Source organism: Mesorhizobium sp. RCAM 05099, assembly GCF_059683685.1.
On sequence record NZ_CM185035.1, the window covers coordinates 3,169,306 to 3,188,817 of the forward strand.

Here is a 19,512-nt window from a genome sequence, read left to right on the forward strand (position 1 = left end):
GGTTCAGCTTCCATCTCATATAAGCTCCCATGCAAAGGCGAAAATGCCTTGCGAAATGCAACAGAGGCGGTGGGAACACCGATATTGCAACATGTGGAAGTCTCTCGTCGCTGCCGTCGCCCTGGTCGCTGCCATCGGCTCGGCCAATGCCGCGAGCGCGGTCAACAAGGACGCCGAGACCCGCACGCTGGTCGTGACGGAGGGCGGCAGCAAGACCGACCTCGCGCTGGCCGCTGGTGAAACCGTCGAATTCTGCCCCAATGGCTGCTTCGTCACCTTGCCCAACGGCGACCTCGAAGCCCTGACCGGTTCTGAAACGGTCGAGATATCGGGTGGCGTCGCCCGCATCAAGTAAGTCTCGACGGTATGATAGGAAAGGCCGGGCATTCGCTCGGCCTTTTATCGTTTCCGGTAGCAGTTGTTTAACAATGACGCCGGAAATACAGCCGCGGCAGCCGCCTGCAACCGGACGTTTTAACGTTCGCTACGCCATCCCCCGCTATACCAGCTTTCAAGACGCCGAAACGCGGCGCGCAACAAGATTCCGGTTTCCCGGATCATACGCTGGCAGGGCAGGACGGACATGGATGCGCGCTCGGACAGGAACGCAATACCGCTTGCGGTCGATCTCGACGGCACGCTGATCGCGACCGACCTGTTGTGGGAAGGACTGTTCATCCTTCTCAAGAAGAACCCGCTCTATATTTTCCTCGTGCCTTTCTGGGCCGCCAGCGGACCGGCGCGGCTGAAGCAGGCGATCGCCCAACGCATCGACATCGACCCGGCGTCGCTGCCCTATCGCGAGCCGCTACTCGACCGTATTCGCACCGAGCACGCCGAAGGCCGCAGGATCGTGCTGGCGACCGGCACGCCACGCAAGTTCGCCGACGCCATCGCGAACCATCTCGGCATTTTCGACCGGGTGCTGGCAACCGACGGTCTCGACAATCTCACTTCGGGCAAGAAGCGCGCCTCGCTGATCGCGGCCTATGGTGACGGCGGTTTCGATTATGCCGGCAACAGCCGTCACGATCTCCAGGTCTTCGATGCCGCGCGCGCCGCGATCGTCGTGGCGCCCGACCGTCACGCCGCTCGCTGGCAAGCGGCACACGGCGCCGAGACCATGCCGGTACCGAAGCCGACATTGCGGACCATCATCAAGATGCTGCGTGTCCATCAGTGGCTGAAGAACTCGCTGATCGCGGTGCCGATGGTGCTCTCGCACGAATATTTCAACTCCGACATGATCTGGGAATGCCTGCTGGCGTTCATCTCGTTCAGCGCGGTGGCGTCGGCCATCTACATCCTCAACGATTTCTTCGACCTCGCGCTCGACCGCAAGCACGTCACCAAGCGCAACAGGCCGTTTGCGAGCGGCGCCCTGTCGATCCCGTTCGGCCTTGGCTCGATCGTTGTGCTTCTGGCGATCGGCATCGGCACCGCGCTGCTTTTGCCGGTGGAATTCCTGGCCGTGCTCGGCGGCTACATGGTCGTCACGACAGCCTACTCGCTGTCGTTCAAGCGCATGCTGCTGGTCGACGTGCTGACGCTCGCCGGCCTCTACACGATCCGCGTCCTGGCGGGTGCGGCCGCGACCGGCGTCGACGTCTCGTTCTGGCTGCTTGCCTTCTCAATCTTCTTCTTCCTGTCGCTGGCGCTGGTGAAGCGCTTTGTCGAATTGCGCACCACCGCCATTCCGCCTGGCGAGCGCATCGCCGGCCGCGGCTATCGCACCGAGGACCAGGAGATTGTCGCCCAGGCCGGCATGGCCTCGGCCTTCTCCTCGGCGCTGGTTCTGGCGCTCTACATGGACAGTGTTTCGGTGCGCGAGCTTTATCCGCATCCGTGGCTGATCTGGCCGCTGGCGCCGATCGTGCTCTATATCACCATGCGCGTCTGGATCCTCGCCCGCCGCGACGAGATGCATGACGACCCGGTCGTCTTCATCATCCGTGACTGGCGCAGCCAGATCGTCGTGCTGATCGGCGCGGTGCTGCTGGTCATCGGGGGCTGGTAGGCATGGCTGGCGAACGGCTCCAGAGTTTTGGCCTCGCCACGCCGCCAGCGCCACGCGCGATCGGCGCCGAGGATGGCATTGCGCTGCTGAGGGCAGGCCAGGCCGAGCCGGCGTCGCTGCTGGCCTATGGCAATGGGCGCTCCTATGGCGATTCCTGCCAGAACGAGGCCGGCACGATCGTCGACATGCGGTCGTTGAACCGTATCCGAGCCTTCAACGCCGAGACGGGTCTTATCGAGGCGGACTCCGGCGTGCTCCTCTCCGACATCATCGCCCACGCCGCGCCATACGGCTTCTTCCCGGCGGTTGTTCCGGGCACGCAATTCGTCACGCTCGGCGGCGCCATCGCCAATGACGTCCATGGCAAGAACCATCATCGGCGCGGCACCTTCGGCTGCCATGTCGAGACCTTCACGCTGCTACGGTCCGATGGAAAGACCTATCGCTGTTCGGCGACAGACAATCCGCGGTTGTTTCGGGCGACGATCGGCGGCATGGGACTGACCGGCCTTATCCTGTCGGTCTCGATCCGGTTGATGCGGGTTCCTTCACTCGACATCGTCGAGAAGGCGACGCCGTTTTGCGACCTTGGCGAGTTCTTCGGCTTGGCCGAGGCCGCTGATCAGGCCAATGAATACGCGGTCGCCTGGATCGACCAGCTTGCCGGCGGTCGCAACAGCGGCCGTGGGTTGCTGTTCACCGGTAATCATGCCGAGCACGGTTCGCATGCCGCCTCGCGTGCCGGCGGCAATCTCTCGATACCGGTCCAGCCGCCGTTCAATGTGCTCAATCGCCCGTTCCTGACCGCATTCAACGCCGCCTATCGTTGGAAGAAGGGGCGGTCGACGGCGCCGCGCCAGGTCGGCTACCACAGTTTCTTCTTTCCGCTTGACGGCGTGCGCGACTGGAACCGGCTTTACGGGCCGAAAGGGCTTTTCCAGCACCAGAGCGTGATACCGGAAGCGGCCGCGCGCGCCGTGGTGCCGGAGCTACTCGCCGCCGCCAGGCAAGCCGGGCAGGGGTCGTTCCTCACCGTGCTGAAACGCTTCGGCAGCGTACGCTCGCCGGCGCTGCTTTCATTCCCGCGTCCCGGCTACACACTGACGCTTGATTTCCCCAACAGGGGAGCGGCGACGCTGGCCTTGCTGCGGGAACTCGACCGCATCACGGTCGAGGCCGGCGGCGCGGTCAACCCCTACAAGGACGCCCGCATGGGCGCCGATATCTTCGCTTCGTCCTTTCCTGAATGGCCGCGGCTGGAGGCGCTTCGCGATCCAGCCTTCATGTCAAGCTTCTGGGCGCGGACCGCAAAGAAGCTCGACACGCGGCGCGGTGCTGTCGAAGCCGCGGAATAGATAGAATTTGAAACAATCTTGGTTAGCATATCGATAATACTGCGGTTCACTCAAAAAACTCTTTTGACTTCACGAAATATTCGCGGGTTTGTAATAGGAAACGTGAAGGGGTGGCTTGGAAAACATGAAATACATCGTCTTCATTCTCTTTACGGTCATGACCAATGCCGCGGCGCAGCTGATGCTGAAGCAAGGCATGATGTCGCTCGGGCCGATCTCGTTCGAAGGCGTCAACCCGCTCATCAAACTGTTGCAGATCGTCTTCAGCCCCTGGGTGTTCCTTGGCCTGTGCACCTTCGTCATCTCGATGGCCTCGCACCTCTATGTACTGTCCAAGGTCGAGCTTTCCTTCGCCTATCCGTTCCTCAGCCTCGCCTATGTCGCCGTCGCCATCTTCGCTTATTTCGTCTTCCGCGAGGATCTCAATGGCTGGCGCATCGCCGGCATCGCCTGCATCTGCGTCGGCACGGTGCTGATCGCGCAAAGTGGGCGCGGGCATGACGAGGAAACGGCTTCCCTTTCGTCCGACAAGATTCACAGCGAGACCGTTCGATGAGACATGTGATTTTCGGCGGCGACGGTTTCGTCGGCCGCCACCTTGCCCCGAAGCTTGTGGCCGATGGTGAGGAGGTTGTCGTCGCCGACATCGTCAAGAGCGACCTGCCGCACTATCGCACCGTCCGTTTCGTCCAGTGCGACGTGACCGAGGCTGCCTCGGTGGCCTGTGTCGGCATCAAGCCGGACGACATGGTCTACAATTTGTCGGCCAAGATGCTGTCGCCGATCCAGGTGCGCGCCAAGCGGCACGATTTCTTCTTTCCAGTCAATTTCCATGGCACCGAGCACATCATGCAGGCCATGGACAGAGCCGGCGCACCCAAGCTCGTCCACTATACGACCGACATGATCTACGGCCACACGGTCACGCAGCCGATGACCGAAGAGCACCCGGTCGCGCCGCTTGGCGAGTATGGCTGGTCGAAGCAGAAGACCGAGGAACTGGCCGCCGAATGGCGCAAGCGCGGCATGTCGATCTCGCTGTTTCGCCCGCGCCTGATCATCGGCCCCGGCCGGCTCGGCATCCTGGAAAAGCTGTTCAAGCTGATCGACTGGAATCTGCCCGTGCCGATGATCGGTTCGGGCCGCAACCCGTATCAGTTCATCTCTGTTTTCGATTGTGCGGAAGCTGCCCGCGCGGCCTGGAAGGCCGGCGTGCCAAACGAAGCCTATAATCTCGGCTCGCTCAACCCGCCGCCGGTGAAGAAACTGCTCGGCGATCTGATCCGGCATGCCGGCTCGAAGTCGATCCTGCTGCCCACGCCGGGCTGGGCGGTCAAGCGCACGCTCGACCTGCTCGATCTCATGAACATGCCGATCATGGACCCGGAGCAATATCTGATCGCCGACGAGGAGTGCGTGCTCGACGTCTCCAAGGCCGGACGCCAGCTCGGCTGGGTGCCGCAGTATCGCGACGAGGACATGCTGATCGCCGCCTACAGCGAGTACCGCGCCAAGAAGGCCGGTCACGCTGTCGCCGCCAAACATGTGCCCGCCGAATAGCGGGCTCGCAAAACAGCTTTCGTGGCGCACGATCCTGCTCGTGCGCGCAGACAGGAGATTGAAATGACCGTCATGGCCAAGCCCGAACAGACGAATGCGCGCACCATGGTCAGCGCGCCGGCGCTGTCGCCCGCCACCATAGCCAAGCCCGACCTGATCAGCGTCGAGCAGGCCAAGTCGATGGATGTCGCGCGCATGACCGACCTGTTCAAGGCGCATCTCAATCCTGGCCAGCTGCATTTCATGAAGCTGCTCGGCTTCCACAAGATCAAGATCGAGCGCGCCGAAGGCATGTTCTACATCGACCAGAATGGCCGCAAGATCCTAGACTTCTTCGGCGGTTTCGGTTCCCTGGCCTTCGGCCATAACCATCCGCGTATCCTGGAGGCGCGGAAAAGATTCCAGGAGGAGAAGCGGCAGGAAATCGCCATCGCCTTCATGTCGCAATATGCGGCGGCACTTGCGCACAACATTGCCAAATGCTCGCCGGGCGATCTCGACATGGTGTTCCTCGGTTCGTCCGGCTCCGAAGCCATGGAAGCCGCGGTGAAGCTTGCCGAGCGCGCCGCCGGCCCGAAGCGGCCGAAAATCGTCTATGCCGAGAATTCCTTCCACGGTAAGACCAAGGGCGTGCTGGGCATTACGGACGGCCAGCTCTATCGCGCCGACTTCAAGATGGCGGACAACACGGTCCGTATTCCCTTTGCCGACATCGAGGCGGTCGAGCGCCTGTTCCGCTCCGACCCGGAGGTCGGCGTCATCGTGCTCGAAACCATCCAGGGCGGTGGTGGCATCATCCAGGCGCCCGCCGAATACTGGCAGAAGCTGCGCGCCCTGTGCGACCAGTATGGCGTGCTGTGGGTCGCCGACGAAGTGCAGTGCGGCTATGGCCGCTCGGGCCGCTTCTATGCCTTCGAGCATTACGGCGTGATTCCCGATGTGACGGCTCTGGCCAAGTCGCTTGGCGGCGGCAAGGCGGCGGTCGGCGCGATGATTGCCCGGCGCGAGGTCTACATGAAGGCCTATGGCACGCCGAAGACGGCAATGATCCATGCGATGGCGACTTTCGGTGGCATGGGCGAGGCCTGTGTCACCTCGATCGAGGCGCTCAACGTGCTGTATGACGAGGGGTTGATCGACAACGCCGCCGTCACCGGCGACTATCTGCTGCAGCGGCTGCAGGCACTGAAGGAGAAGTACCCGAAGATCATCAAGGACGTGCGCGGCAAGGGCCTCATGGTCGGCCTGGAGTTCCACGACTTCTCGCAAACCTTGCCGATGGTGCTGCGCCCGATCGTCAGCGTGCTCGACGACAAGCTGAAGGGCTCCCTGTCGGGCTTCGTCGGCGCGCTGCTCTTGCGCGACTATGACGTGCTCGTTGCCTTCACCGAATACAATCGCAACGTCATCCGGCTCGAGCCACCGCTGATCTGCCAGCGCGAGCATGTCGACCGCTTCGTCGATGCCTTCGACAGCCTGCTGTCGCGCGGCATCGTGTCGATCGTGAAGGATTTCGTCAAAAGCCAAGTCCGCTAGATAGAAGTTCGCTGAGCAATGCTGACCAAATCTCCCACCGCGAAAAACCCGCTCGACCGGCTCACCGAGGCCGGTCTGGCGTGGGGCGAGGGGACTTATGCGCGGCTGGCCGCGCCGATCGGCGCGGCGGCCTTCGCGCTCTATATTCTTTTGACGGCGTTTACGGCATGGGTGATGCCCGACGCCAACTGGGACATGCTGCCCTATCTCGCCATATCAGAGGAAGGCAGCTATCCCGATGCGCAGGCGCTGCATGACTACGCCTACAACACTGTCAAATCAGGTGTTTCGGCCGCCGATTACAAGACGTTGACCGATGATGGCGGCGGCTTCCGCAGCCACATGACGGAAAATGCCGCCGACTTCCACTCGCTGCTTGGCATGTACCGGATCAAGTTCCTCTACGCCGAGATCCTGTCGACGATGAGTTCTGTGATGTCGCCGGTCGAGGCGATGCGGCTCGTCTCGGTGTTCTCCGTCTTGCTGTTCGGCGCGATCGCCTTGCTCTGGCTGCGCTCGCAGAAGGCATTGGCGTTGGCGCCTGTGGTCGGCGCTGTGCTGATCATGGCCGATTTCGGCGATGCGGCGCGTGCCTCGACGCCCGATCTGTTGTGTTCGGCGCTGTTTCTCGGCGGGCTCTACGCCTATGTCCGGGGCCACGAGGTGGCAACCGCGGTCCTGCTCTTCCTCGCCTTCATGGCGCGGCCGGACACTATAGTTTTCCTGGCTATTTTCGCGGTGCTGTTGGTCGCGTTCCGGCAGAAGGCATGGGGCGCGCTGGCCGGCTTTGCGGCTTCCTTCGTCGCCTATTTCGCCATCTCGCACTGGGCCCATCATCCCGGCTGGTGGCCGCATCTGTGGTTCTCCAGCATCGAGCAGCATTACAACATGGACGGGTTCGAGCCGCCATTTTCGGTCACAGCCTATCTCCGGGCGTTTGCCACGTCGCTGCTGCGCGCGGTCAGCCTGAACAGCTGGGTCGGCGTGTCGGTGCTCGCACTGGCCGGCTGGTATGCGGCCGGCCGCGCCGGCTTCCGCCTCGACCGTCGTGCAGGCATCCTGTTTGCGGCGCTGGTGCTCGGCGCGCTGGCGAAGTTCGTCGTCTTCCCGATTCACGACACCCGCATCTATTTCCCGCATCTGGTCCCGCCATTCCTGCTGCTGGCGACGCCGCTGATGGCACTGTGGGCGACAGTGGCCCGTGGCCAGCAGCGCGCCGCCTTGCACGTCATTCCTGGAGACAAGTCATGAGTTCCGTATCCAGCCTGGCGCGCATTGCCCTGTCGCTTGGTCTTCCCGAGGGCGTACTCGATCGGGGGCCGTCGCTGCGCGGGACAAAGTTCCTGGCCAAGGCGGCGCTGAAGGCGCGCCTCAATGGGGCGGGACGGCCGTTCCAGATGGTCAATGTCGGGGCCTGCGACGGTGCGCTGTTCGACGACGTCACGCCATGGCTGCACAGGATTGCTGGCGCTCGCGCCGTGCTGGTTGAGCCGATCCCCTATAATCAGAAACGACTGCGCGCCAACTATCCCGACACGAGCCGGTTTATCATCGAGCCGGTGGCTGTCACCAAGACGAAGGGGACGATCACCGTCCATACCTTCGATGCCGCCGCGCTCGAGGCGGGTACGCTGCCCATCGAGTTCATAGGCTGCTCGTCGGTCACCGACACCAATCTGATGTCGGGCAAGAATGCCTGGGGCGAGGCCGACGCCAACTTCAACAAGTTCGCACCGCATCTCAGGGATATCGAGGTGCCGTCGGAAACGCTGCAGACATTGCTCGACCGCAACGGCATCACCCACATCGACGCCTTCCTCGTCGATTGCGAGGGCGCCGATTGGATCGTCTTCGAACAGCTCGACCTCAAGCGCTATCGTCCAGGCATGATCAAGGTCGAGGTCGGCGCGCTGCCGGCAGCGGAGATCGGCCAGGTCGTGGTCAAGATGAAGACCGCGGGCTACCAGGTCGGCTTCCAGGCCGAGGACATCTGGGCCTTCGCCTGAAGGGTAGCGATTCCTGATTCATATCGGGTCGCGCCGCATCTGTGGCGTGTCGCAAACAGGCGGTAGCCTGGTGGCCGTCGCCTGCATATTGTGCGCCGATCAAACGGGCGCCGACGCAGCCCGCAATAGCACTTTGGAGTCGCGGGCAATGGCAGAGTTTCCGAAAAAGGCGAAGGTCGTCATCGTCGGCCTGGGCGGTATTGTCGGCGCGTCGATCGCCCACCACCTGATCGAGCGCGGCTGGGACGACATTGTCGGCATCGACAAGTCCGGCATCCCGACCGACATCGGCTCGACGGCGCACGCCTCCGACTTCTGCTATACGACCAGCCACGATTTCCTGTCTTGCTGGACGACGCTCTATTCCATCGATTTCTACGAGAAGATGGGCCACTACGCGCGTATCGGCGGCCTTGAGGTCGCGCGCGTCGGCGACGACAGCCGCATGGAGGAAATCAAGCGCAAGATCGCCTCGGCGAAGGCCTTCGGCACCCGCGCGCGCCTGATCGAACCCGCCGAGATCAAGGAAAAATTTCCGCTGATCGAACAGGACATGGTGCAGGGCGGGCTGTGGGACCCGGATGCCGGCCTCGTCATACCGCGCTCGCAGACCGTTGCCGGCAAGCTGGTCGACCAGGCCGAAGCCTCCGGCAAGCTGAAGTCCTTCGCCAACACGCCGGCGAGGTCACTCGTCGTCAAGAACGGCCGCATCAGCGCCGTGGTGACCGATCGTGGCACCATCGAGGCCGACTATGTCATCGTCTGCGCCGGCATCTGGGGCCGGCTGATCGCGGAGATGGTCGGCGAGGATCTTCCGGTCATGCCGATTGACCATCCGCTGACTTTCTTCGGGCCCTACAATGAGTTCGCCGGCACCGGCAAGGAGATCGGCTGGCCGCTGCTGCGCGACCAGGGCAACTCGGCCTATATGCGCGACACCGGCGACCCCAAGACCGCCGAGGGCGGCCAGATCGAATGGGGCTATTACGAGGAGACCAATCCGCGTCTCTGCCATCCGCGCGACCTGCTGGAGAAGGACCAGGCGCGGCTTTCGCCGTCGCAGCGCGACCTCGACATGGAACAGATCCCGGCGCCGCTCGAGCGCGCCATGGAACTGACGCCGATCCTGGGTGAACTCGGCTACAACGAAAGCCATTCCTTCAACGGCCTGCTGCAAGTGACGGCGGATGGCGGCCCGTCGATGGGCGAGAGCCAGAAGGTGCGGGGCCTGTGGTATGCCGTCGCCATCTGGGTCAAGGACGGCCCCGGCATGGGCAAGCTGATCGCCGACTGGATGACCGACGGCCGCACCTCGATCGACCACCACGCCATCGACTATGCGCGCTTCTATCCGCACCAGATGAAGGAGCAGTTCATCTGGGATCGCTGCACCGAGACGGCGATGAAGGTCTACAATCCGGCGGTGCACCCGCGCGAGCCGTTCTCCAAGGGCCGCAACATCAGGCGCTCGCCGTTCTGGGAGCGCGAGAAGGAACTCGGCGGCTATTTCATGGAACTGGGCGGCTGGGAGCGGGCGCACGGCTATGCCGCCAACGAGCACCTTTTGGAGAAATACGGCAACCGGGTGCCGGTGCGCGAGAATGAGTGGGACAACCGCCATTTCTGGCGCGTCTCCAATGCCGAACATCTGGCGATGAGCGAGGATTGCGGCATCGTCAACCTGTCGCACTTCGCCATGTATGACATCGAAGGCCCAGACCATGTCGCGCTGCTGGAATGGCTGTGCGCGGCCAAGATCGGTGGCGACAACAACGTAGGCAAGGGCATCTACACCCACTTCCTCGACGAGGAAGGCATGGTGCGCGCCGACTTTACCGTGATCCGCATGGCCGACCGCTGCCGTTTGATCGACGGCGCCGACGCCGGCCCGCGCGACTTCCAGTACATGCGCCGCACCGCGCAGGACAAAGGCTTTGATGTCACCATCACCGACGTGACGGAAAAATTCGTCACCATCGGCATCTGGGGTCCGAATGCCCGCGCTACACTGCAAAAGGTGGTCGAAAATCCGGACGGGCTTTCGCACGAGAACTTCCCCTTCGCGGCGATCAAGCCGGTCCGGATCGGCGGCAAGGATGTCACCGCTTTCCGCATTTCCTATGTCGGCGAGCAGGGCTGGGAATTGCATATGCGCTACGAGGACGGCCTCGCCGTCTGGGACGCGCTACGCTCGACCGGGGTGATGCCGTTCGGCGTCGAGACCTATGCCAACACCCGCCGCATGGAAAAGAGCCTGCGCCTGCAGAACGCCGATCTTCTGACCGAGTACAATCTGCTCGAAGCCGATCTCGCGCGTCCAAAGGTCAAGGAGAACGATTTCTGCGGCAAGGCCAAGCATGTGGAGTATCGCGCCCGTGAGCATCAGCCCGCCATGCTGTGCACGCTTGTCATGACCGACAATGTCGATGCGAAAGGCGTTGCCCGCTATCCGGTCGGCACGATGCCGGTGATGGACCCGAAGACGGGCGAAACGCTGGTCGACGAACTCGGCCGCCGGTCGTTCACCACTTCGATGGCCTATGGCCCGACCATCGGCAAGAACATCGGTCTCGCCTACCTGCCGTGGGCCTATGCCCAGGAAGGCCGCAAGCTTGCCATCGAATATTTCGGCGAGACCTATCCGGTGGAAGTGGCCGCCGTCGGTTACAAGCCACTTTACGACCCGGAGAACCTCAAGCCGCGCAGCTGATTGCCTGATGGAGCAACGGACTGATCGCAAAAGCCTGGCCTTCGGCCGGGCTTTTGTCTTTTTAACGGGGCTGTTTTCGCTTACCCTCGGAGAATGTCTGCTTCCTCATACGCAAGACATGTCCTGTCGAGCGGCGCCGCGCTGGCGCTGATGCTTTGGCTGGCACCTGCGTCCCTGGCCGACGAGCCGGTCGACGTCGAACTGGTGCTGGCGGTCGATGTGTCGCTGTCGATGTCGGCGGACGAACTCGAGATCCAGCGTCACGGCTACGCGGCGGCGCTGACACATGACAACGTGCTGCAGGCCATCGCCGACGGTGCTTATGGCAAGATCGCCGTCACCTATGTCGAATGGGCCGGCACCACCTGGCAGCGCGTCATCGTGCCGTGGACGGTGATCGCCAACCGTGCCGACGCCGAGCGGGTGGTTGCGCGATTGTCCGCCCAGCCGCCCAACAGCGCGCGGCGCACCTCGATTTCCGGCGCGCTGGAGTTCGGCAGCGACCTCTTCACCGAAAGCGGCTACCAGGGGACGAAGCGGGTGATCGACATTTCAGGCGACGGTCCCAACAACCAGGGCGCGCCGGTCAATCTGATCCGCGATGGCGTGGTCAAGCAGGGCATCGTCATTAACGGCCTGCCGCTGATGACCCGGGGCGGCTTCACCGGCGCCTACGATGTCAACAATCTCAATCGCTACTACAGCGATTGCGTCATCGGCGGTCCCGGAGCCTTCATGATCCCGGTCAACGACTGGACGCAATTTCCCGAAGCCATCCGCCGCAAGTTGGTGCTGGAGCTTGCCGGTCCGGCCTCGCCGCAATGGGCGGCCGAGGAGGCAGATCATCCGCCGGTGGTGCTAGCTCAGGACAGGTCCGCCACCGACTGCCTGGTCGGCGAGAAAATGTGGCGTAACCGCAGCTGGATGTTCGACAGCCGCTAGGCCGGATCTCGTGTTGCCACAGGCTTGCCTCGTCGCCCGAAGCAGTGGCAAATTGGGACCACCCGCGAAGGGTCGGGGCCGCGGTCAAACCGAGGAAACATCAGAATGAAACGTCTTGTAATCCTGACTGCGGTCGCATCCGTGCTCTATGCCGACGGTGCGAACGCCCAGTACAACGATCAGCCCGCCTGCGTCATGTTCGAGCATGTGAATTTTCGCGGACGGTCGATCGAGATGGAGGCCGACGATGCCGTCAGTTTTCGCGGCGGCCAGTTCTGGAACGACCGCGTGTCCTCGGTGTTCGTGCGCCGTGGCTGCACGCTCGTCGCCTATGAGCACACTGGCATGAGGGGGGAATGGATCGAGATCAGGCGCAGGGCCCGTGAGCTCGGAGGCGACTGGAACGACCGCATCTCGTCGGCGGAATGCTATTGCGACGGCTACTGATACTGGATTTCAGGCGGCCGGGTGCCGTTTCGGCAGCCGGGCGCCAATCGGGTGCGTGTCGCCGCCCGGTCCACCCATGTGCCTCACCAAGCTGTTGATTGACAAGCCGATTGGCGTCTGTGAACAATTCCCCATCCAGGAAACAAAAGGGGAACTGAGATGACCAGGATCGCCGTTTTTGCCGCAACATTGACGCTTGCCGCCGGTCTGTCCGCACCGGTGATGGCCGCAACATCGCTCACCATCGGCATCAGCGGATGGACCGGATTCGCGCCGCTGACGCTTGCCAAGCAGGCAGGTATCTTCAAGAAACACGGTCTCGACGTGACCTTGAAGAAAGTACCGCAAGCGAGCCGGCCGCTTGCCATCGCCAGCGGCGACCTGCAATGCGCTGCCACCACGGTCGAGACCTGGCTGGTGTGGAACGCCAGCGGGGTGACTACCAAGCAGATATTCCAGCTCGACAAATCCTATGGCGCCGACGGCATCGTCGCCCGCAACGACATCAAGACCGTCGCCGATCTCAAGGGCAAGAATGTCGCGTCCTCGGCACCGGGAACGTCGCCCTATTTCATGCTGGCCTGGGTGCTGAACAAGAACGGCATGTCGACCAAGGACGTGACCGTCGTCAACCTGGAGCCGGACGCCGCGGCGCAGGCCTTCCTTGCCGGCCAGAACGACGCCGCTGTCACCTATGAGCCGTTCATCTCGGCCGTGCGCGACAAGTCCGATCAGGGCCACATCCTGGCGACCACGCTCGACTACCCGATGGTGCTCGACACGGTCGGCTGCACGCCCGAATTCCTCAAGGCCAATCCCGACGCGGCAAAGGCGCTCGCCGACAGCTATTTCGATGCGCTCGACCTGATCAAGAAGGACCCGCAGAAATCCTACGAGATCATGGGCGCCGATGTGAAGCAGTCGGCCAAGGAGTTCGAGGATTCGGCGAAGTACCTGAAATGGGCCGACCGGGCGGAGAACAAGCAGTTCTTCACCAAGGAATTCCAGGACTTTTCCAAGACCGCGGGCGAACTGCTGCTGCAGATGGGGCTGATCAAGGAAGCGCCCGACGTTTCCACGCTGGCCGATACCAGCGCCGTGTCGAACTGACCGTCCGGCTTCTGACCACAATGCGGCGGCGCCCGGCGCCGTCGTCTTCTCCTGGACAAAGCACGATTTGAGCACGGGGACGATTTGAAGATGGGGACGATTTGACGATGCGCCCCTTGCATCCAGTCCCGCCGGGCATCCGGACCGTGCTCGGCATATCCTTCTTCGTGCTGTTCGTTGCGTTCTGGGCGTGGATCACGCTTGGCGGCCACGTCAATCGCATCTTCCTCGCCGATCCGCTGTCGATGCTCCGGGACGGTTGGCGGCTGCTCGTCGAGGATCGTTTCTGGCTCGACATACTGATCACCATCTGGCGGGTCTTCGGCGGCTTCCTGCTAGCGTCCGTTGTCGCGGTGCCGCTCGGTATCGCGATGGGGGCCTGGAAGCCGGTGGAGGCGTTTCTGGAGCCATTCGTCTCCTTCGCCCGCTATCTGCCGGCCTCCGCCTTCATTCCGCTGCTGATCCTGTGGGCGGGCATCGGCGAACTGGAAAAGCTGCTCGTCATCTTCGTCGGCTCGGTGTTCCAGATCATCCTGATCATCGCGGTCAAGGTCGGCTCCACGCGGCGCGACCTGGTCGAGGCCGCCTATACGCTGGGTTCCACGAACAATGGCATCGTCAGCCGGGTGATCATGCCGGCCAACGCGCCGGAGATCGCCGAGACGCTGCGGCTGGTGCTCGGCTGGGCCTGGACCTATGTCATCGTCGCCGAGCTGATCGGCTCGTCTTCCGGCATCGGCTACATGATCATCAACAGCCAGTCGCGGCTGGCGACGGGACAGATCATCTTCGGCATCATCATCATCGGGTTGATCGGGCTGTTGTCCGATTTCGCCTTCAAGGCGTTCAACCGCTGGCTCTTTCCATGGAGCCTGGCGTGAGCAAGCTGCTGATCGAAAATGTCAGCCGCACCTTTGCCGGCGTGCGCGGTGGTCAACCGGTCAAGGCGTTGATGCCGATCGACCTGGCGGTCGCCGCCAACGACTTCATCACCATCCTTGGGCCGTCCGGCTGCGGAAAGTCGACGCTGTTGAGGATCGTCGCGGGCCTGGAAGCGCCGAGCGAAGGCCGTGTGCTGCTCGACGGCAAGGCGGTCAATCGGCCTGGCCCCGATCGCGGCATGGTCTTCCAGTCCTACACGCTTTTCCCCTGGCTGACGGTCGCCGAGAACATCGCCTTCGGCATGCGCGAACGTGGCATGGCCGAAAAGGAGCGGGACGGGATGGTTGCTTCCTATGTCGACCTCGTCGGACTGAAGGGGTTCGAGAACCATTGGCCGAAGCAGCTTTCCGGCGGCATGCAACAGCGCACGGCGATCGCCGGGGCGCTTGCCAACGATCCCGAGATCCTGTTGCTGGACGAGCCGTTCGGCGCGCTCGACAACCAGACGCGCGGGCTGATGCAGGAACTGCTGCTCGGCATCTGGGAACGGCGCAAGAAGACGGTGCTGTTCGTCACCCACGACATCGAGGAGGCCATCTTCATGGCCTCGCGTGTGATCGTGATGACGGCGCGGCCTGGCCGCATCAAGTCGGATGTCGCCGTCGACCTGCCGCATCCGCGCCATTACACGCTGAAGACCAGCCCGGAATTCTCGGCGCTGAAGGCAAGGCTGACCGAGGACATCCGCGTCGAGGCGATGCGCACGGCGCAGGCGCAGCCGGCCTAGGTTCGTGGATTGCCGGATCAGGCCGCCAACAACTGCTTGCGGTCGACGCGCTCCTGCTGCGGCGAGCGGGCGTAGAGCTCGCGGTAGCATTTCGAGAAATGCGAGGCCGAGACGAAGCCACAGGCGACCGCCACCTCGACCACCGGCATCGACGACTGGATCAGCAGATGCCTGGCGCGGTCGAGCCGGATTTCCAGATAGTAGCGGGCGGGGGAGCGTCCCATCTCGGTGCGGAACAGCCGCTCGATTTGGCGGCGCGACAGGTCGACATGGTCGGCGATCTCGATCAGCGACAGCGGCTCGGACAAATTGCCCTCCATCAACTCGATGATGGTCAGCACTTTCGAGTTCTGCACGCCGAGGCGCGCGCGCAGCGGCAGGCGCTGGCGGTCTGTCGGGCTGCGCACGCGGTCGGTCAGCACCTGCTCGCACACGCGGTTGACGAGGTTCTCGTCGAAATCGTCGCCGATCAGCTTCAGCATCATGTCGAGTGCGGCCGTGCCGCCGGCGCAGGTGTAGACGTTCTGGTCGATCTCGAAGAGATCGGCAAAGACGTTGGCCTTCGGGAACGCCTCGGAAAAGCCCGGCAGGTTCTCCCAATGGATGGCACAGCGCTTGTTGGACAGAAGTCCGGCGGCCGCCAATATGTGCGCGCCGGTGCACAGGCCACCGACGGCGACGCCGCGATTGTATTCCTCGCGCAACCAGGCGAAGGCCGACTTGTTCTGGTAGCGCTCGACATTGATGCCGCTGCAGACGATGGCGATATTAGGTCGCTCGGGGCCGGCCATCTTCTTGCGTTCTTCTTCCAGCGAGGTGTTGACCGCGCATTCGACACCGTTCGAGGCGCGCACCGGCTTGCCGTCGATGCTGGCAAGGCGCCAGCGATAGGCTTCGTAGCCGAGCATGCGGTTGGCCGAGCGCAGCGGGTCGAGCGCGGTCGCAAAGGCGATCATGGTGAAATCGGGGACAAGGAAGAATACAAACGATCGCTTGATCGGATGCTTTACGGCGTTCAAGGGAACCTCACGCTGCGATGGCGCGAACAGGATGTCGCGAATAGCATAGCGACATCAGGAAAAACCATTCCTGTCAATCGGCTACGCCGTCCGAACGAGATTAAATTTGCGACACGGGTCGCAAATGGGCAATTGGCGGGCAGCGCGCCCTGGAAGCGGGCCGCGACTGTTCAAAGGATAGTCAGAGTCCACGGCGCAAGACAAAAACGCCGCCTCGGCCGGGGCCGGGCGGCGTTGCAGTCAAAAAAGCAGCGGCAGGGAAGCGCTGCCTGGAAAAATCTTCAGGCGACGAAGCCGAGGCGGGCCGCGGCCATTGCGCCGGTCTGGCCGGGCATGGTGTTGGCAAGACGCTGACGCTCGAGAGCGGTGGTCAGGTTCATTTCGCGGCGGGCAAAGAGGCGGGCAAAAAGCTTCATGATCATCTCCATTTGTTGCTCAGACGGGTCGCCTTCGCTTGATGGAGTGGGGCAGCTCGTTTGCTGGCGCTGATATAGGCTTGCGCTGCGTAAAACTAAATCGCAAAAGCGAAGCGCTTGACATGAAAAGCGACACAAAATGCGACAAGTTTGGGCAGGGTGCCTGAAATTTGGGGCCGGGTGCCTGAAATTTGCGATTATTTACAAGGCATTAAATGAAAACATGAGCCGCTATGCGGCTTGCTCATATGCGCCATGCAGCCGTCGCATGGCTTCAAAATTCATTTGAATACAAATTAAATAGAGAAGGCCTGCCGGGCTGTTTCGCGCGGCAGGCCTTCAGCACTTGATACACACGATCTACTTTGCTCCAGCCCAGGATCCGATGCCGTTGCGGATACCGGTCCTGCTGTCGGAAGCTTCAGGCCAACCGATGTCCTTCTGCAGTTCGATCGGCAGGGAGCGGATGGCGCGTTCGGTCTGGTAGCGGGCACGGGCCGCGCTGAATTCGGTCGCGATACGACCGATGGATGACAGGATAGACATTTCATTCTCCTTGCTTGCCGGGCTGGAAGGGTTCCAGCGCTGGATGGGTGAGGTGTTACGCGTGGTGTGTTTCAGCTTCATTTCATGTCGATTGCAGGTTTGTGTCGTGGTCGTTTCGTGGCTGCTTGTGGCAGCAACCTGCTTCGATGGAGTTGACTATCCTCCCAATCTGATGTTCAATCAAACGAAATGGAATGATGCTTTGTATCAGAAAAATTGAAGATCACTTCCCATGAACGCCCCACTCAATCATCCGCTGCCATTGCTCGATCTCGACGTTTTGCGCACCTTCGTGGCGATCGCCGAGACCGGCAGCTTCACCACAGCCGCCAACGCCGTCTTCCGCACGCCGTCGGCTGTCTCCATGCAGATCAAGAAGCTGGAGGACATTCTTGGCCGCTCGGTGTTCGCGCGCGACGCGCGCTCGGTGACGCTGACCACGGACGGCGAAATGCTGCTCGGCTATGCCCGCAGGCTGCTGTCGATCAACCGCGAGGTGGTGTCGAAGTTCATCATTCCCGACATCGTCGGCGTTGTCCGGCTCGGCTCCCCGGATGATTATGGCGAGCGCGTGCTGCCGCATGTGCTGAAGCGTTTCGCGCAGTCGCATCCGTCGATCGCCGTCGACGTCACCATCGACCAGAGCATCAATCTGCGCCGGCGCATGGACGACCGGGCGCTCGACATCACGCTCCTGACCAATTCCTACAAGACCAGCGCGCTCGGCGCCGAGGTGCTGTTGACCGAGCCGATCGTGTGGGCTGGCGCCAAGGGCGGCTGCGCGCATCTGCGCGAACCCTTGCCGGTGTCGCTGTGGGAAGAGGGCTGCGCCCGGCGGGCCGGGGCGCTCGACGCGCTCGGCCGCGAGGGCCGCAATTACCGCATCGCCTATATGAGTGCCCACACAGCCGGCCAACGTGCCGCGATCATGTCCGACCTTGCGGTGGCGCCGCTGCCGAAGTCGTTCCTCGGCAACGACATGGTCGAACTCAGCCCGAAGGACGGCATGCCCGACATCGGCACCTATAATCTGGCCATGGTGGTGGCGCCGGACGCCAGCGCGCCGGTCAAGGCCGTTGCCGACCATATCCGGGCGACCTTCGAAGTGTTCCGGGAAACCGGAAAATTCTGATCCGCCAATAGTGCCGGATCCAAAGTAGAGGCGCTACTCCGCCGCCTCGGCGGAGGGCGCTTCAAATCTTGTTCTCGTGTCCTGCCTGATCGGCGAGCGGCTCTCGTTGAGGAACGCGACGATGTGTTGGCGGGCGCGACGTGATTCCGGCATGTCGATCAACGGCCAGACGTGGAACATGCCTTCCTCGTGAACGACATCGACCTCGACACCGGCCGCACGTGCCTTTTCGGCGAAGATCAGATTGTCGGGGGTCAACAGATCGCGCGAGCCAGTCAGAAGCAGCGTTTTCGGCAGCACCGACAGATCGCCATAGACCGGGCTGATGTGCCAGTCGCTGCGGTCGATGCCAGCACTGTAGAGCCTGATCGCTTCCAACCCGCCGGGGATGCCGAGCCAGGGATCGTTACGCTCCGCCTCGAACACCGCGGGGTTGGCGAGCGACATGTCGAGCCCGGGCGAGATCAGCACATGGCGCGACGGCAGGGGCAGGGCCTCTTCCGCGGCCATCATGGTCAGGACCACGGCCATGTTGCCGCCGGCGGAATCACCCATGAAGATGATGTCCTCCGCCTCGGTCTCGTCGAGCATTTGCCGGTAGACATCGCCGACCATGCCGAACATGGCATGGAAGTCATGTTCGGGGGCAATGGGATAGATCGGCACCGTGATGCCATAGCCGAGCCGGTCGGCCATCTCGGCAATCAGGTGCCAATGATAGGGTGTGATTTCAAAGACATAGGCGCCGCCATGCAGGTAGAGAATCCGCTTTTGTTCACCGGCTCTGGGTGCGATTTCGTAGACCGGGAAGCCGTCGATGGTTCGTGTTTCGATGGCGAGGCGCTGGTGCAGCGAGGCCGGCGGATGGTGGTCCTCCGTCTTGCGCGCGGCAGCGATCCAGCGCTGCAGGTTTTCCGGGCTGGAAAACGCCTTCTTGCGGCTGTGCCTGAGCACGAAAGACACGACGTGGCTTTTGAAACTTGGCATGCGAATACACGAACTTCGGCAAGAGCCGACTAAGAGAAACCTCCACTATCTGCGAAGATC

At 62.5% G+C, this 19,512-nt stretch carries 20 protein-coding genes; 16 read left to right on the forward strand and 4 right to left on the reverse strand.

Going from position 1 to position 19,512, the window contains the following annotated elements; genetic code table 11:
• Positions 1–91: 91 nt before the first annotated feature.
• The 14 genes from AC56QQ_RS15555 to AC56QQ_RS15620 all read left to right on the forward strand — a co-directional run bounded on the left by AC56QQ_RS15555 (position 92) and on the right by AC56QQ_RS15620 (position 15,352).
• Positions 92–355 carry a hypothetical protein gene (locus tag AC56QQ_RS15555; RefSeq protein WP_269906300.1) on the forward strand — a complete coding sequence of 88 codons (264 nt, stop codon included), beginning with the start codon at positions 92–94 and terminating at the stop codon, positions 353–355.
• 228 nt (positions 356–583) lie between these two features.
• Positions 584–2,017, forward strand: a complete 1,434-nt coding sequence (locus tag AC56QQ_RS15560; protein ID WP_497128381.1) for a UbiA family prenyltransferase — start codon at positions 584–586, stop codon at positions 2,015–2,017.
• Between the two features lie 2 nt (positions 2,018–2,019).
• Entirely contained in the window at positions 2,020–3,372 is a 1,353-nt protein-coding gene (locus tag AC56QQ_RS15565; RefSeq protein ID WP_497128384.1) for an FAD-binding oxidoreductase, read from the forward strand.
• Positions 3,373–3,496: 124 nt separating this feature from the next.
• Positions 3,497–3,928, forward strand: coding sequence for an EamA family transporter (locus AC56QQ_RS15570; protein WP_091575504.1), 432 nt, complete (start codon positions 3,497–3,499; stop codon positions 3,926–3,928).
• Positions 3,925–4,932, forward strand: a complete 1,008-nt coding sequence (locus tag AC56QQ_RS15575) for an NAD-dependent epimerase/dehydratase family protein (RefSeq protein WP_497128387.1) — start codon at positions 3,925–3,927, stop codon at positions 4,930–4,932. Before AC56QQ_RS15570 ends, AC56QQ_RS15575 begins: the two co-directional genes overlap by 4 nt.
• A gap of 105 nt (positions 4,933–5,037) precedes the next feature.
• A complete protein-coding gene (locus AC56QQ_RS15580; protein WP_497129021.1) occupies positions 5,038–6,468 on the forward strand; it encodes an aspartate aminotransferase family protein in 1,431 nt (476 codons plus the stop codon).
• Positions 6,469–6,486: 18 nt separating this feature from the next.
• Entirely contained in the window at positions 6,487–7,719 is a 1,233-nt protein-coding gene (locus AC56QQ_RS15585) for a hypothetical protein (protein ID WP_497128390.1), read from the forward strand.
• Entirely contained in the window at positions 7,716–8,474 is a 759-nt protein-coding gene (locus AC56QQ_RS15590) for an FkbM family methyltransferase (RefSeq protein ID WP_497128392.1), read from the forward strand. The genes AC56QQ_RS15585 and AC56QQ_RS15590 overlap by 4 nt, the downstream gene beginning before the upstream one ends.
• A 148-nt stretch (positions 8,475–8,622) precedes the next feature.
• A complete protein-coding gene (locus tag AC56QQ_RS15595; RefSeq protein WP_497128394.1) occupies positions 8,623–11,184 on the forward strand; it encodes a GcvT family protein in 2,562 nt (853 codons plus the stop codon).
• Positions 11,185–11,277: 93 nt separating this feature from the next.
• Entirely contained in the window at positions 11,278–12,126 is an 849-nt protein-coding gene (locus tag AC56QQ_RS15600; RefSeq protein ID WP_497128397.1) for a DUF1194 domain-containing protein, read from the forward strand.
• A gap of 105 nt (positions 12,127–12,231) precedes the next feature.
• Positions 12,232–12,573, forward strand: a complete 342-nt coding sequence (locus AC56QQ_RS15605) for a peptidase inhibitor family I36 protein (RefSeq protein WP_497128399.1) — start codon at positions 12,232–12,234, stop codon at positions 12,571–12,573.
• A 159-nt stretch (positions 12,574–12,732) separates the two neighbouring features.
• Positions 12,733–13,683, forward strand: coding sequence for an ABC transporter substrate-binding protein (locus AC56QQ_RS15610; protein WP_497128401.1), 951 nt, complete (start codon positions 12,733–12,735; stop codon positions 13,681–13,683).
• Between the two features lie 107 nt (positions 13,684–13,790).
• Positions 13,791–14,564 carry an ABC transporter permease gene (locus tag AC56QQ_RS15615; RefSeq protein ID WP_091575491.1) on the forward strand — a complete coding sequence of 258 codons (774 nt, stop codon included), beginning with the start codon at positions 13,791–13,793 and terminating at the stop codon, positions 14,562–14,564.
• Positions 14,561–15,352: an ABC transporter ATP-binding protein gene (locus AC56QQ_RS15620; RefSeq protein WP_497128403.1), complete on the forward strand. Its 792-nt coding sequence runs from the start codon at positions 14,561–14,563 to the stop codon at positions 15,350–15,352. Before AC56QQ_RS15615 ends, AC56QQ_RS15620 begins: the two co-directional genes overlap by 4 nt.
• Positions 15,353–15,369: 17 nt before the next feature.
• On the opposite strand, the gene AC56QQ_RS15625 is transcribed toward AC56QQ_RS15620, so the two are convergent.
• The 3 genes from AC56QQ_RS15625 to AC56QQ_RS15635 all read right to left on the reverse strand — a co-directional run bounded on the left by AC56QQ_RS15625 (position 15,370) and on the right by AC56QQ_RS15635 (position 17,333).
• Entirely contained in the window at positions 15,370–16,308 is a 939-nt protein-coding gene (locus AC56QQ_RS15625; RefSeq protein WP_375162704.1) for a GlxA family transcriptional regulator, read from the reverse strand.
• Positions 16,309–16,652: 344 nt separating this feature from the next.
• Positions 16,653–16,787: a hypothetical protein gene (locus tag AC56QQ_RS15630; RefSeq protein ID WP_013894968.1), complete on the reverse strand. Its 135-nt coding sequence runs from the start codon at positions 16,785–16,787 to the stop codon at positions 16,653–16,655.
• 360 nt (positions 16,788–17,147) lie between these two features.
• Positions 17,148–17,333 (reverse strand): hypothetical protein, encoded by a 186-nt coding sequence (locus AC56QQ_RS15635; RefSeq protein WP_489861935.1) that lies wholly within the window; start codon positions 17,331–17,333, stop codon positions 17,148–17,150.
• Here AC56QQ_RS15635 and AC56QQ_RS15640 point away from each other — a divergent pair.
• Entirely contained in the window at positions 17,314–17,553 is a 240-nt protein-coding gene (locus tag AC56QQ_RS15640; RefSeq protein WP_497128405.1) for a hypothetical protein, read from the forward strand. The two genes, AC56QQ_RS15635 and AC56QQ_RS15640, sit on opposite strands and share 20 nt — an antisense overlap.
• Before the next feature lie 12 nt (positions 17,554–17,565).
• Entirely contained in the window at positions 17,566–18,465 is a 900-nt protein-coding gene (locus AC56QQ_RS15645; RefSeq protein WP_497128407.1) for a LysR substrate-binding domain-containing protein, read from the forward strand.
• Between the two features lie 33 nt (positions 18,466–18,498).
• Here the strand turns inward: AC56QQ_RS15645 and AC56QQ_RS15650 are convergent, their stop codons facing one another.
• Complete coding sequence (locus AC56QQ_RS15650; RefSeq protein ID WP_497128409.1) at positions 18,499–19,452, reverse strand: alpha/beta hydrolase; 954 nt, start codon at positions 19,450–19,452, stop codon at positions 18,499–18,501.
• Positions 19,453–19,512 lie beyond the last annotated feature (60 nt).

Excerpts from the sequence above, each read along its gene's own strand:
- AC56QQ_RS15555 (WP_269906300.1), top strand. The coding sequence starts at position 92 with ATGTGGAAGTCTCTCGTCGCTGCCGTCGCCCTGGTCGCTGCCATCGGC.
- AC56QQ_RS15560 (WP_497128381.1), top strand. The coding sequence starts at position 584 with ATGGATGCGCGCTCGGACAGGAACGCAATACCGCTTGCGGTCGATCTC.
- AC56QQ_RS15565 (WP_497128384.1), top strand. The coding sequence starts at position 2,020 with ATGGCTGGCGAACGGCTCCAGAGTTTTGGCCTCGCCACGCCGCCAGCG.
- AC56QQ_RS15570 (WP_091575504.1), top strand. The coding sequence starts at position 3,497 with ATGAAATACATCGTCTTCATTCTCTTTACGGTCATGACCAATGCCGCG.
- AC56QQ_RS15575 (WP_497128387.1), top strand. The coding sequence starts at position 3,925 with ATGAGACATGTGATTTTCGGCGGCGACGGTTTCGTCGGCCGCCACCTT.
- AC56QQ_RS15580 (WP_497129021.1), top strand. The coding sequence starts at position 5,038 with ATGGTCAGCGCGCCGGCGCTGTCGCCCGCCACCATAGCCAAGCCCGAC.
- AC56QQ_RS15585 (WP_497128390.1), top strand. The coding sequence starts at position 6,487 with ATGCTGACCAAATCTCCCACCGCGAAAAACCCGCTCGACCGGCTCACC.
- AC56QQ_RS15590 (WP_497128392.1), top strand. The coding sequence starts at position 7,716 with ATGAGTTCCGTATCCAGCCTGGCGCGCATTGCCCTGTCGCTTGGTCTT.
- AC56QQ_RS15595 (WP_497128394.1), top strand. The coding sequence starts at position 8,623 with ATGGCAGAGTTTCCGAAAAAGGCGAAGGTCGTCATCGTCGGCCTGGGC.
- AC56QQ_RS15600 (WP_497128397.1), top strand. The coding sequence starts at position 11,278 with ATGTCTGCTTCCTCATACGCAAGACATGTCCTGTCGAGCGGCGCCGCG.
- AC56QQ_RS15605 (WP_497128399.1), top strand. The coding sequence starts at position 12,232 with ATGAAACGTCTTGTAATCCTGACTGCGGTCGCATCCGTGCTCTATGCC.
- AC56QQ_RS15610 (WP_497128401.1), top strand. The coding sequence starts at position 12,733 with ATGACCAGGATCGCCGTTTTTGCCGCAACATTGACGCTTGCCGCCGGT.
- AC56QQ_RS15615 (WP_091575491.1), top strand. The coding sequence starts at position 13,791 with ATGCGCCCCTTGCATCCAGTCCCGCCGGGCATCCGGACCGTGCTCGGC.
- AC56QQ_RS15625 (WP_375162704.1), bottom strand. The coding sequence starts at position 16,308 with ATGATCGCCTTTGCGACCGCGCTCGACCCGCTGCGCTCGGCCAACCGC.
- AC56QQ_RS15630 (WP_013894968.1), bottom strand. The coding sequence starts at position 16,787 with ATGAAGCTTTTTGCCCGCCTCTTTGCCCGCCGCGAAATGAACCTGACC.
- AC56QQ_RS15640 (WP_497128405.1), top strand. The coding sequence starts at position 17,314 with ATGGATGACAGGATAGACATTTCATTCTCCTTGCTTGCCGGGCTGGAA.
- AC56QQ_RS15635 (WP_489861935.1), bottom strand. The coding sequence starts at position 17,333 with ATGTCTATCCTGTCATCCATCGGTCGTATCGCGACCGAATTCAGCGCG.
- AC56QQ_RS15645 (WP_497128407.1), top strand. The coding sequence starts at position 17,566 with ATGAACGCCCCACTCAATCATCCGCTGCCATTGCTCGATCTCGACGTT.
- AC56QQ_RS15650 (WP_497128409.1), bottom strand. The coding sequence starts at position 19,452 with ATGCCAAGTTTCAAAAGCCACGTCGTGTCTTTCGTGCTCAGGCACAGC.